Annotated in this window: 8 protein-coding genes; 1 reads left to right on the forward strand and 7 read right to left on the reverse strand. The window is 47.2% G+C overall.

All coding sequences use genetic code 11. The annotated features are described in order from the left end of the window. Nucleotides 1-53: 53 nt before the first annotated feature. From EXU57_RS22745 to EXU57_RS22765, 5 genes are all read right to left on the reverse strand, one after another. Nucleotides 54-1,571, reverse strand: coding sequence for a family 43 glycosylhydrolase (locus EXU57_RS22745; RefSeq protein WP_133270566.1), 1,518 nt, complete (start codon nt 1,569-1,571; stop codon nt 54-56). A 152-nt stretch (nt 1,572-1,723) separates the two neighbouring features. Next, complete coding sequence (locus EXU57_RS22750) at nt 1,724-2,863, reverse strand: family 43 glycosylhydrolase (RefSeq protein WP_243745698.1); 1,140 nt, start codon at nt 2,861-2,863, stop codon at nt 1,724-1,726. 207 nt (nt 2,864-3,070) lie between these two features. Then, nucleotides 3,071-4,141, reverse strand: a complete 1,071-nt coding sequence (locus tag EXU57_RS22755; RefSeq protein ID WP_207955582.1) for a family 43 glycosylhydrolase — start codon at nt 4,139-4,141, stop codon at nt 3,071-3,073. Nucleotides 4,142-4,450: 309 nt separating this feature from the next. Continuing rightward, on the reverse strand, nt 4,451-5,977 hold the full coding sequence (locus tag EXU57_RS22760; protein WP_133270567.1) for a RagB/SusD family nutrient uptake outer membrane protein: 1,527 nt from the start codon (nt 5,975-5,977) through the stop codon (nt 4,451-4,453). Between the two features lie 28 nt (nt 5,978-6,005). Beyond that, a complete protein-coding gene (locus EXU57_RS22765) occupies nt 6,006-9,143 on the reverse strand; it encodes a SusC/RagA family TonB-linked outer membrane protein (RefSeq protein ID WP_133270568.1) in 3,138 nt (1,045 codons plus the stop codon). 418 nt (nt 9,144-9,561) lie between these two features. Between EXU57_RS22765 and EXU57_RS22770 the strand changes: the two genes are divergently transcribed. Continuing rightward, complete coding sequence (locus tag EXU57_RS22770; RefSeq protein ID WP_133270569.1) at nt 9,562-11,469, forward strand: AAA domain-containing protein; 1,908 nt, start codon at nt 9,562-9,564, stop codon at nt 11,467-11,469. Between the two features lie 335 nt (nt 11,470-11,804). Here EXU57_RS22770 and EXU57_RS22775 read toward each other — a convergent pair whose 3' ends face one another. Both EXU57_RS22775 and EXU57_RS22780 read right to left on the reverse strand, forming a co-directional pair. Further along, nucleotides 11,805-12,476 (reverse strand): hypothetical protein, encoded by a 672-nt coding sequence (locus EXU57_RS22775; RefSeq protein ID WP_133270570.1) that lies wholly within the window; start codon nt 12,474-12,476, stop codon nt 11,805-11,807. Between the two features lie 207 nt (nt 12,477-12,683). Then, on the reverse strand, nt 12,684-13,583 hold the full coding sequence (locus EXU57_RS22780; RefSeq protein WP_133270571.1) for a M48 family metalloprotease: 900 nt from the start codon (nt 13,581-13,583) through the stop codon (nt 12,684-12,686). Nucleotides 13,584-13,586: the final 3 nt, after the last annotated feature.

The raw sequence follows: 13,586 nt of genomic DNA on the forward strand, positions 1-13,586 counted from the left end.
GGAGCCCCCGGCGCTTTCGTTATTGTGTATCATTACAACCTTTAAGTGCTGCGTTATCGTGCCGACAAAGCTTCCGCTTGTGGTTCAAGGCTCCTGATCCGGAAGTCATCAAATACGGCAACCTTATCGCGATTACCCCTGGATATCAATCCCGCCCTTACCGCCCTGTCCCATGGTGGAAGGTACCTGCCATCTACCGGAGCCGTATGTACAGCTTCGTATCTTTTCCCATCGCTACTCGTAAAAAAGCGGATATTCCCCCGGCGAAACTCCATTTTCATATAAACAACCGGGCGGTTCTTATTGGAAACGATTTTTATGGTGCTGTCCTTTCCGTCCTTTAAACGAACAATCCGCAAGCTGTTCCTGTTGCCATAAAAACCAACCGTGTTTTTGTCGTCGCCAAGTGCCGCCACACCAGCAAGTGCCGTGCTTTGTCCCAGCAATACCTTTGCGGTCAACTCGTAATCTCCGCTAAATGTTTTTTGACCCAGGTACGCACCAGACTCATCGGGTAGGGCTTTCAATAGCAGCTGGCCGTTTTTCACGTTTGCATCTACATCCTGGAATACACTCCATTGCCATGAACCGGCAAGTGAACCTGCATTAAAGTTATCCGAAACAAGACGCTCTTTTTGCGCCGCTTTGTTGTTTGATTCGTCTACGAATTCAACCCAGCCGTTGTTGTCAAATTTAAACTCACGCAGCAATCCTTCGCGGCCGGTATAGGCATGTGAATATTTGTTGTAAGCATGGTATAGAAAAAAATACCTGCCATCTTTTTCCAGGGCGGTTCCGTGACCGGGACACATCCAATCACCTTTATTGCCCATTGCCGGGTTGCGCGGATCTTTTTCCCAGGGGCCCAACAGCGACTTCGATCTTGCGGCTCCAACAACATAATCACAGCCGCTTCCACAACATCCCGCAGCGGCATAAATCGCATAGAAATAGCCGTTGTGTTTCACCATCGAAACCCCTTCAACAAGGTTCTTCTCCCAGGGTTGATCGTTTCTGAAAAGTTCTTTTTTCTCACCTATCAGCGCAGTCCTTTGTTCGTTCATTTCGCTCGCCCAAATCGGTGTTGGCTTTCCAACACTGTTGGCATCTTCTTTCCAAACCAGGTATAGCTTGCCATTTTCATCGCGCATCGGAAAACCGTCAATAGAGCCAACCTCCTGGCATATCAGGGGGCCGAGATCGGTGTAAGGCCCTTCGGGTTTATCGGCACTTGCTACACCAACACACAGGTTCCCGTTTTTCTTATGTGCCGAATAGTATATCCATACTTTGCCATTTTCGTAGGTTATTTCCGGCGCCCAGAAGTAGTAATCGGCCCAGTCGGGTTTTTTGGTGAAAACAAATCCCTGCGGATTCCAGTTTACCATATCGTCCGACCGTAATAGCGGAAATGCAGGAAACCAATTGGATGTGGTTGCGGTTGCCCAATAGGTATTACCGATCTGAACTGCCGATGGGTCGGGGTGATCACCTGGCAGCACCAGTCGTTGCGAGATGCAAGAAGAATAAGCCAGCAGGGCCATAAGCGTTACAACAATTTGTTTGGTCATATTTTGGGTTTTCCGGTGTAATAAATAAATTCATTTGGGTCAATGTTCCTTGTAATATGCTTTGGCGTATTTACGATGCATAGCTGAACCAGCCTTGCGTAGCGTACAACTCCTCAAGCCATACACAAGCAACAGGGTATAACATCTCCGCGCTACTGCAAACGATGCTGATTTTTTCGCGGCTTGTTTTCCGATGGTATAGCAAGCGGTACGGAAGTTTTAACCGGCTCGCCAAAATTGGGTGTGCCATCTGAGTTCCAGGTAAACCGTTGTGCCCGTGGCGATCGAAACCTGCCACATCCCTGGCCGGGGGCTGAGTTTGCATGATACAATATCCAGTCTTCGGTTCCATCAGGCGACTTGAAAAAAGAGTTATGACCCGGCGCATAAACACTGTTTGCTTCAGCGCGTTTAAATACCGGTTCCGGGTGTTTGGTCCACTTCGATGAGTCAAGCAGGTTGTTCCCGCGTTTAGTTGATAACATTCCAAGCACGTACTGGTCGGTCCAGCATCCACTTGCCGAATACAATAAAAAAAAATCCTTATTGTGTAGCAGTATCTGGGGTCCCTCATTTACATATACGTTTGGTGGATTATTATTGTCGCGGAGTTCCCCATGTTTTTCCCAGGTATACGTGGGACTCGAAATACGCACCCTGTCGCCAACAATCGTCCACGGGTTCAACATCTTTGCAATATAAATGTCCTGTTGCCCGTTACGTTCTCCATCCCAACCACTCCAAACCATATACAGTTGTTTGTCGAGTTGAAATACAGAACCATCAATTGCCCACCGGTTCAATTTATCGGTTACCTGTCCTTTAAAGGTCCAGGTACCGCTTAGCGGATCAGCCGAAGCATTTTCCAAAACATACATCCGGTGGTTTTCGTTTTTCCCATCATCTGCGGCAAAGTACATATACCATTTACCACCAATAAAATGGATTTCGGGTGCCCACAACTGCTTCGAATAAGCCGTATTTTTAGGGGGCACGTAAACCGTTTTTCGCTCAGCGGTTGCCAGGTCAGCCAGGTTACTTGTTTTATAAATCACCAGGCTGTCCGACAAAGTATGGGTATAATAGTAAAAACCATCTTTAAAAATACTCCAGGGATCGGCTCCGCGCGGAAGCAGCGGATTGGTAAATGTTTTGGTTGTTCGGCTTTCCGGCTGCCGTTGAACATTGCAGTTAAAGCAGAGCAGGAGCAACCACATCAGGTACAAATGCCGGCGGTGACCGACCAGGTATAAACTCGTGCGCTTAGAGGTATTTTTTTTTGGGACAAGCATTCGTTAATAATGATTCATCGTTGCTACGCTCAGTTCATCTGCAGCCTTTTATAGCATCGGATTAAAACACCCTATTTGACATCAGCGCGGCAGCGCTAAAAGCTAATTAACCCATAGCTGATTTTGTATAATTCAGCTATGGGCAGGTTGCCGGGTAAAGCCTGCCTGAAATTACATCAAATGACAAAGCCAGCCTGTTTACCTGGTTTAATCTTTTTCACCCGAAGGACGAAGCAATTTCGTTCCAATTGGTACAGGTTGCCCAAAATCCGGTGTGCCATCTGTTCGCCAGGTAAACTTTTGTATTCTTGGATTCCTGCTGGGGTTGCAACCCTGTCCCGATTGCGGGTTTGCATGATAGATAATCCAGTCTTCGGTTCTATCGGGTGATTTAAAAAAGCCGTTGTGTCCTGGGCCATAAGCCTGGCTGGTAGTACTTTTAGTAAATACAGGTTGGGGTGTTTTTATCCAGTCAGCTGCAACCAGGGGATCACCTCCGTCGCGTAGAGTTAATAAACCCAGAGAGTAGTCATCTGTCCAGCAGCCCGATGCCGAATAAGTAAGGAAGACCCGACCAGTGCTGCTTTTTAAAATTTCCGGTCCTTCATTAACTGCGGGTGGTGCGCCAAGACGCTCCCATGCATATTGCGGCGAAGATATCATTGTGCGACTGGTGCTGAGGGTCCACGGGTTTGATAGCTGAGCGATGTATAGGTGTTGGTTATCGTCACTCGCCGACGTGTGACCGCTCCATAAGAGATAACGTTTGTTGTTGTGTTCAAGTACAGTTGCGTCAATGGCAAAATAATCGGCAGCTGGGTCAGCAATCTTGCCTTTGTCTACCCATGTGCCGGTAAGCGGATCAGCAGAGCTATTTTCTAAAACAAACATACGCTGGCTGCTTAAGTCGGTTGACGATCCTGCCGTATAATAAGCATACCATTTACTATCAAGAAACCAAAGCTCGGGAGCCCAAACATTTTGCGAGTTCGCCCCGGTGCCGGGCTTTGTCCAGATAGTGGTTACCGTGGCTTTACCCAATTGCGACATTGATTTTGTACGCCACAGTTGAATTTTGTCACCCAGCGTATTAGTGTAGTAATAGAAACTATCCTTTTGATACACCCAGGGATCTGCTCCGCTAGACAATAATGGGTTTGTAAAGGTGCTATCCCGTGGCGCAACATAAGGCGGCGGCACATAAGGATTGCTACCTTTTTTACAAGCAGGTACAGAAAGTAGGATCGTTGCAAAAAATATAGAGAATACCTGTTTCATAGGTTTAGTTTCTTGTCTTTGCCTTAGTGGCGACGGCCATTTAAGCACTCTTATACAGTAAGAATACAGTGAGGTTTGAATTTTCAATGTTCCTTCAAAAGCAGCTTAGTAAGGTGCAGGAATTTTCATAAAACGACCTGCGTCTCGCCAGGAGCTCTTGCTCGAACGATATAGCGTGTTATACAATAACCAGATTAGCGTATACCATTGATCCTTTTCCTTGCTAGCGGCAATGATGAAGTTGAACGGGTCGGCAACATACATCATGTAAACCGACCCACTCCACCCTTCCGGCAATAGGCCAGGAAGTTAATAGCCGGGATTTTGTTTCAGGTTCGGATTAAGGTCAATGTCTGATTGTGGAATCGGATAATACTCGTGTTTGCCTTTTACAAAGTTGGTAAACTCAGGATCCCGCGACCTGAGGTCTGAGCTAAGTTCTCCCCAGCGCAAAAGGTCAGCCCACCGCCATCCTTCGCCTGAAAGTTCAAGGATACGTTCGTGTTTTATTTGAGATAGAAAACGGGCCTGGCTGAATCCTGGAGGTAACGGAGCAATCCCGACACGGTTTCTTACCCGGTTTACATACTGGTAAGCATTGGTCGTTTGGCCTATTCCGTTTAATGCTTCTGCATACATAAGTAGTACATCTGCATACCTGATCATCCGGTAATTATTTCCTGAGCTAAATCCTTCTTCAGTCCGGGTGCTATCGTTTAGCAGTTTACGAAACCACATATTTCCTGAGGGCAGTCCCCAATCGGCGAACGACTTGCCATATATCATAGAAAAGTTAGCACCACGTTCATCAGCAGAGTCAAAAATGAATGAAGCCGCTAACCTCGGATCCCTTTGTCCCGTTGCCGTTCTCTCCAGCAGAAAAGTATCAACCAGCCACCGCTTACGGGCGGCACCATCGTTGAAACCAATCCCGGAGGGCCCAAAAAACTTTGCGATAGAAGCTCCTGAGTTAAGATTAATGGTCTCATTGATGTCATCGTCGCCGTTCTCAGTTGCTTTAAATGCGTATTGTATCTCAAACACCGACTCCATATTGTTTTCGCTTGTGATGATGAAGTTGCTACGGTAGTTTGGCATGAGGCCGTATAACGTTTTACCTGGTCCTTCAACCAGCCAGTTCAGCGCGTCTACTGCCTGTTGATATTTGTTTTGTTGCAGGTTTGCCTTTCCGATAAAAGCATAAGCAGCACCTTTGGTTGCCCTGCCTATTTCAGTCGGTGTGGCCGCATAACTTTCAGGAAGATCTGCTGCAGCTTCAGTAAAATCTTTGATCACCTGCGCCCATGCTTCCTCATTGGTGGCATTTGCCGGCTGATCGGTCGGTGCTGATGGCGTTAGCATCAAGGGCGGGCGACCCCAGAAAAGTGTCAGGTCGAAGTAGAAGAGCCCACGCATAAATTTCGCTTCCGCTATCAACCTTCTTTTCAGGGCTTCATCCATATTGATTTTTGGTATGTTGGCAATGGCCTGGTTAGCCCGGAATACTCCCACATATAAATTCTGCCAGGTTTCTGCCGTTAGCGGATGGTTATAGTCCGTTTGAACAAAACTCATCAGGTTGTTTAAACCGCCGTCTCCACCAGAGCCAAAGCCCTCGTCGGCCCTGAGAATACGATGATAAAACATCCAGCGCGAATAAACCGATGCCTGCCGGCGAAGGGTACTATAAATGGCATTTACCCCTCTCACTGCATCGTTTTGTGAGACCCAGAAATTCTGGATGGTTAGCGCATTGGGGTTCGGTTCGTCGAAGTTTCGTTTACACGAGCTGAGCAGCCCGGTAGCAATAATAATTGTTATTAAAAGTTTGTACATGATGGCAATTTTTAAATGAACAGGCGTTTTAGAATCCCACGTTGATACCGACAGTAAATATCCGGGAAGAAGGATAATTACCATTGTCTACCCCGGGTTCGAGGTTTGCATTGGCTCCTACAACATCCGGGTCAAGCCCTGAGTAATTGGTAAACGTCAGCAGGTTTTGACCGCTTACAAATATTCGTGAATTCGCCACGCTAAGCCGGCTGAGCAGCGACTTGGGGAGCAGGTAACCGATTTCGAGGTTACGTACCCTAAGGTAGCTTCCACTTTCTATCCACCTGTTTGTATTTCCGCGTACGTTTGAAACAATGCCCTGGTCAACTGCCGGATCACCGGCCAGCCCGGTTGAATAGGAAACACCGAGCCGTGGGAAGTTCGTGTTGGTATTGGTAGAGGACCACGGATTGATATCCCTGCGATAGTTTGAATACCCCATAGCATCGAGGTCGCGGAGTACATCATTGTAGAGTTGCTGGCCGAAAGACCCGTACAATTGCAGGTTAAACGACAGGTTCTTCCACGTGGAATTAAACTGAACGCCCGTGGTAAACTTTGGCCAGGGAGATCCTGCAAACTGCCGGTCCTGGTCGTTAATATCATCATTGGTTCCACCATTCACCACATTCACATACCTGATGTCGCCAGGCTTAGCATACCTCGCCTGCGCCTTGTGGTCTTCGATTTCTTTCTGGTTTTGAAAAATGCCATCAGTACGGAGCACAAAGTACTCACCAATGGAACGACCCACCTGCGAACGGGTATTGCCCGACTGGATGTAATTTCTTTCAAGACCGGTCACAGGGTCGGTGCCAAGGCTTCCAAGCGAAAGCACCTTATTGCGAATAACACTCACATTACCGGAGAGGCTCCAGGTAAAATCACCGCTGCCGGAGTGACGGTATCCTAACTCGAGTTCTACACCCTGGTTTCGTATAGACCCAATATTAACGAGTGGGTTTCCACCAAGGTTGCCGAGGTAACGTGGAAGTGGTTGCTCAACAAGAACGTCGTTCGAAATGGATCTGAAAACATCCAGCGTCACGTTGAACCTGTTATTCAACAAGGAGGCATCAAGACCCACGTTAGTGGTTGTCTTGCTTTCCCATCGAAGATCTGCTGCAACAAGCCGGGCCTGGGTAGCTCCGTTTTGTTCGGTTTGCCCTGAGCCAAATACAGCCCGGGGACCCTGGTTCAAGAAACCCGTGAACTGGTAGTTACCAAGGTTTGCTGCACCCAGTTCACCATAGCTCGCCCGTAGTTTAAGGCTGGATATCCAATTTACATTAAAGAACTTTTCGTTGTGAATGTTCCAGCCAACTGCAGCTGAAGGGAAGAACCCGGTACGGTATGCCGGTGAAAAACGGGAGTCTTTATCTGACCGGAACGTAAACGTGGCCAGGTAACGGTCGTTGTAGTTATAGATTAACCTGCCTAAATAAGAATTGATCAGTGTTTGTTCATTCGAACCAAATGCAAGCGGTGAACCATTGGCTGAAGTGATGGTGGTAAAGTATTGCCCGTTAGACTGGCTCAGGTTTGATCGTCCACCCGAGGAGTTGTCGCGACGGATGGTTTGTTCGGTATAACCCAGCACACCATTAATGCTATGATTACCCCATTTCCGGTTGAAGTTCACGGTGTGCTCAAACAGCAGGTTAAGAAATTGCGAGCGGTTTTCGATTACCTCGCTGGGCTTTTGCGACATGTTCCAATACCAAACCCCTTCTTTTCGCAAGGAACGTGCGCGATCAAAGCTGGTTTCCACACCGGCATTAAAACGGTAAGTCAGCCAGGGGAAAAGCCGGAAGTCGAGGAACGCGTTTCCGAGAACTTTAAAATAGCTGGTACGAACGGAAGTGATATCGGATATCGCCACGAAGTTGCGGGAGAAAGTGCGGGCATTCGGCGAACCCATTCCCCAGCCCCCCGGGTTTGAATTGCTTGCAAGCGCGGCGTCGCTAACCGGTATTATGGGCAAGTTGTTCCATAGGTCGTACCAGGGATTCCCGACTTCAAAATTATTAAGTGTTGGATAGTTGCTTTCGTAAGGAGAGTTTCGCAGTGAGTTTGAAATCATCAGATTCTCACCAAATTTGAACCTGCCACGGGAGGTTTCGGTATTGATCCGAAGTGATGACCGTTCAAAGTCGCGTGCGATAAGGGTGCCGATGTCTTTGAAATACGAACCGGAGATGAAGTAGTTCGAGTTGCGTGTGCCTCCCGAAAGTGAAACCGTGTGGTCTTGTATGGCGCCGGTGCGAATGGCTTCATCAGCCCAGTTAGTGTTGATGCCATTGTAATTTGCAACCGCAGGTTGCAAGGCGTACCCAGCAGCCTGGTATGCCGCTTTGTTGGTAGCAACGAACTCATTGCCGTTCATCATATCATACCGTTTTGGAAGCTGGCTAATGCTGTACCTGGATGAAACATTAACCTTCATATCGCCTTCTTTGCCCCGTTTGGTGGTGATGATAATCACACCATTTGCTGCACGTGAGCCATAGATGGCCGCTGCAGATGCATCTTTCAAAACCTGGATAGTTGCTACATCATCCGGGTTAACGGTTGTATTTGGGTCGGAGTACATGCCATCGATGATGTACAGCGGGTTAGCATTTCCCGTGAATGTACCAAGACCCCGGATATTCACCACAGCCTCCTGGCCGGGCTGCCCTCCTGTTCGAACAACTACCCCTGGTGACATACCTTGTAATTGCTCGGGCAGCGATCGCGATACCAGTCGTTCGGTGTTTTGCGTATTAACAATTCCGGTTGCACCTGTAAGGTCGCGACGCCTTACACTCTGGTACCCGATCACTACAACTTCGTTCATGGAGGCATTGGCACCTTGAAGCGTAATGTTTATGGTGGAATTGCTTCCCACCACTATTTCCTGGTTTGCAAAACCAACATAGCCAATCACGAGGGTTGCGCCAGTACTGGCAGTAATGGAAAAGTTGCCTGAAGGATCAGTAGTTGTACCAACAGTAGTTCCTTTTACTTCCACCGAGGCGCCCGCGAGTGGCTTATTGTCCGTTCCCGAGGTGACGGTCCCTGTAATTCTTCGTTCCTGTGCCACGCTTAGGGTTGTTGTAAAAACCAGGCATATACAAGTGAGTAGTATTAGGATAGGTGTGTTAAATCGTAAACATAGTTTCATATAGCAGAATTAAGATTAATGGATAAAAGCGTTGCTGTAAATGCTTCTGTTAGGGTCCATGTACAAGGGGTACCGGCAACCTGGTGCGAGGAATGATAAACATAGTGTCGGTTATTGGTAATCGCTTATAAGCTCCGCAATATCACCGTGCAGTTGTGTCGGTAATTGCCTGCAACCGGCAGTGTGGAATCGATTGCAGGAAGTAGCGCAAATGAGTGTTGTGCTACCTTAAGCAATCGCATTACTAATTTATAACATTGCCGACTAAATACATATAATTTTTTCATCAAGTTAGCTGAATACTTACAAGCTGTCGAGGCTTTCAGCGCGCTCTTGTTTAAAGATTAAACACCCTGTTTTTTTAGAGGAGCAACGGCTAAATCTGTGTTGCCTTTTTGGCGTCGGCATACCTTTGCGTATGGATTATTTCAAGCGCCTTGCCGCATTGCTCAACACCGAACGTGAAGAAGACAGGAAAGCCTATTTGCAATACACCAGGAACGCATCTGTGCAGGAGCGAAGAGAAAACGGGTTTACCTGGTACCCTGTCGCAATCCGGGGAACAGAGCTAAGCCGGGGTGACTATCTCACTGTTGAAGTCGAGCGTACAACACACCAGGACATCAGTCACCAGTTAAGATTTGGTGTTTCCGCAGTGCTCTTTTCGAACCACGATCCAAAAAATGCCAATATTGAAGGTGTGATTGGCTTCCAGGGTGGCAATCGGTTAAAAATCACCTTACGTACCGATGAGCTCCCCGAATGGGCAGGAGATGGAAAATTGGGCATCGACCTCCTGTTCGATGACAATAGCTACGACGAAATGCAAAATGCCTTAAGGCTGGCACAGGTTATTGCGCACAAAGAAAAAGACGATCGGCTCATCCGGGTACTTACGGGAGAAAGGTCTCCCGAATTTGATGCTGACCTCGCAGTACCGCCAGTTGGCACGCTTAACCAGGTACAACAGGAGGCCGTAGACAAGATCATACAAGCCAATGACCTTGCGATAGTGCATGGTCCTCCGGGTACAGGTAAAACCACGACCATTGTACAGGCGGTTAAGGCAATGATTGCGCAGAACCGGCAAAAAATTTTGGTGGTTGCACCAAGTAATACTGCTGTTGGCCTCTTAAGTGAGAAGCTTTCAGACGAAGGGCTTTATGTATTGCGCGTAGGCAATCCAACACGCGTTTCTGAAAGGCTGATGTCGTTAACACTTGATGCCCGTATGGCCGAACACAACGCCATGAAGGAAATTCGTAAGCTGAAGAAACAGGCTGCAGAGTATAAAAACATGGCGCACAAGTACAAACGTAATTTTGGAAAGGCTGAACGCGACCAACGAAAGGCACTGTTCGACGAAGCGCATAAGATTATGAAGGAAGTTGCCAACACAGAGCAGTACATTATCGACGACCTGGTTTCCAGGGCTGACATCATTGCTGCAACACTTGTTGGCGCAAACCACTACACGGTTCGGAACCTTAGCTACCAAACGGTAGTCATTGATGAAGCCGGGCAGGCACTTGAACCCGCCTGTTGGATACCGATTCTGAAAGGTAAAAAGCTGGTGCTTGCGGGGGATCACTTTCAATTGCCACCTACCATCAAATCGTACGAAGCCGAAAAAAATGGCTTGGGATGCACCTTGTTGGAAAAGGCAGTGGCGCTTCATCCGGAAAGCGTGGTTTTGCTGGAAGAACAATACCGGATGAATAAGGTCATTATGCACTATTCAGGGCGTGTGTTTTACCAGGATAAACTTAAGGCACATGAGTCCGTCGCAAATCACCAGTTATTCAATGGAGATGCGCCGCTCGTGTTTATTGATACCGCGGGCTGCAGTTTTGATGAAAAGTTAGAAGGCACCAGTATCAGCAACCCCGAAGAAGCCGCGTTCCTATTTAAACACCTGAATGCCGTTGTAACGATGTTAGGCAACCACTATGGTTCCGAAAAGTTTCCGACAATCGGCATTATCTCTCCATACAAACAACAAATTCTGTTTTTGAAAGAGCTGTTAATTGCAGAACCAGCACTGTTACCGTATGCAAACAAGATTACCATCAACACCATCGACAGCTTCCAGGGGCAGGAGCGTGATATCATCTACATTAGTATGACACGCTCGAATGCTGAGGGTGTAATTGGGTTCTTGTCCGATATCAGGCGAATGAATGTTGCGATGACCCGGGCGAGAAAAAAGCTGGTGGTTATCGGCGACAGTGCCACACTAAGCCAACTTCCTTTTTACAGCAATTTCATCAGCTATGCAGAAAGCGTAAACGCCTACCAGAGTGCGTGGGAGTTTATGGATGTATAAGCATTCGAACACGGGTTTCACATAGAAGATACGGATGAAAGCGAGAGAAAACCCATTGCACACAGAAACCACGGATGTTCACAGATGAAATCGAGAGAAAACTCATAGCACACGGAAGACACGGATGCACACAGATGAAAGCCAGAGGAAACCTATAGCGCACAGGAGACATGGATGAGCCCAGATGATTTAACTATATTCTCTGAGGATTTCTGGGCAATCTGTGAGAACAAAAAATAGCACACAGAAAACACGGATGCACACAGATGAGTTTCCATTTTTCTGTGCATTTCTGTGTCATCTGTGTGCGAACGCCCCTTCAATCGGTAGAGGCTTTATAGGTTTTTGATTGATATCGAAATATTATGTGGCGCTACTTCATCACCACCGAAGTAGGGGTATAACTGGTAGCCGGATGCCGTGGACGATGAGGCCGCCCGCTCCAATACTACAGAGATCCCGTTAACAGTGAATACATAGGTATTGCCTGCGAGTTTGATGCTGCAGATGTTTTCTGCACCAATGGCTACAGTTGTAATTTCACGGGAAGCAACAATACCATTATTGTACGCATAAGCAAACAGTCGTAACTGCCCGTCACTCCATCTCCAGCCGATACGTGCACTATTGCGATGGTGATCAAAACCCTCCGAAAAACCGTAGAGTTTATTAATGTCATACTGGTTGAAATTGTCAAGATTGTAGACGGCGGATACGTCGAAAACGGCAGAAAACCTCATCTCGCTAAGCGTAACAAATTTTAGCAGGTTTGGTGTGCAATAATGCTGGCCGGCAAATATGGTGTACTTAGTTGCCTGGGTAACCGGGATCTTTGTTCTACTGGCTGGACTGACTTCAAACGAATTTTGAGTTGTAGCTGAAACAACCTTGTTTGTAATGCCGGCTGGTGCAACAACTTCCTTCATCTTATTGCTACAACTTAAGAGCATTGTGGTAAACAGGTAAGTAAACAAGGGTTTGAATGCGTTGGTTGGTGGAGTTTTCATTAGAATATTTTTGTCATATACTAACTAACTACCACAGCCATTTATTGCTTTATTTAACGGACAGAGGCCAAAAGCCGCGTTAAGAATGTACCAACGAATTTGAACGATCCCGGTTTAGCCAGAGGCGCTAAAGTATAAGATCTGACAGTGTCCTAATACCCAATACCTGAATACCTTAATACCCAATACCTCAATACCCAAAACCCACTAAGGAACTTCAATAACCGTCCAGTTGTTGGTGCGGCGGCTCCAGATAATTGCATAGTCTTTACCATGCAACAATCTAAAAGTGCGATCCCGGCTATTGTTGCTGAAACGAAGCCACCCATAATTGTAAACTTCGTATTTAAAAACAAAAGGCTGGGTTGTTTTCAGTGGAACCTGGCTAAAGTCGCGGCCATTATCAGACAAGTAAACGGTCATGTCGGAATTGCCGTATAGTGATAAGTATATCCAGCTTGCATCGTTAGTGGCAGGAGGGGGATTTTGCTGTGGTTGTGGAGCGGGTACCGGGCCGGTGTTGCGGGTTGGCGGGTTATAGCCCTTGGCATAATTCCAACCGTTTGCAATTGCTGTCAGCCGGTCGGCCCTTGCCGGGTGGGAGGCACTTGCAGTTGGGGATGCAATCTTTTCCATTGCCGCTCTTGCCTCACTCAGGCTTGCGCCCAATTTTGCCATAACATAACCAGAAAAATAGTCGGCTTCAATTTCTTTGGGCGGCGTGCTTCCCTGCGCATCTACAACGTGATTGCGATAATGATGACCCATTTCATGCGCGAGGACACTTATTGACGCCCACTTTGTGCCGGCATAACCATCGAGGTTTTCAAGAAAATCATTGTCGTAAACAATGTATCGTTTGTTGCGGATAATTGTTGCGTAAGCGTTATTAATCCCGTTTTGCTCCTGGATGGTAAAGTTCTCTTTCCAGTTTACGGAGTCGAGCATAGTATTGATGTATTCCCGCGCTTCGTAAACCGATTGGAACTGGGACAGGGTACTTTTTGGCGGGATAATAATCCCACATTGATTGGTGCGCTGCCCAAAGGATACAAGGCAGGCTAACAGGCTTAGCGTAAACAAAAGAAAACGGCTGTTATATTTCATGGC

Source organism: Segetibacter sp. 3557_3 (genome assembly GCF_004354985.1).
Lineage (GTDB): Bacteria > Bacteroidota > Bacteroidia > Chitinophagales > Chitinophagaceae > Segetibacter.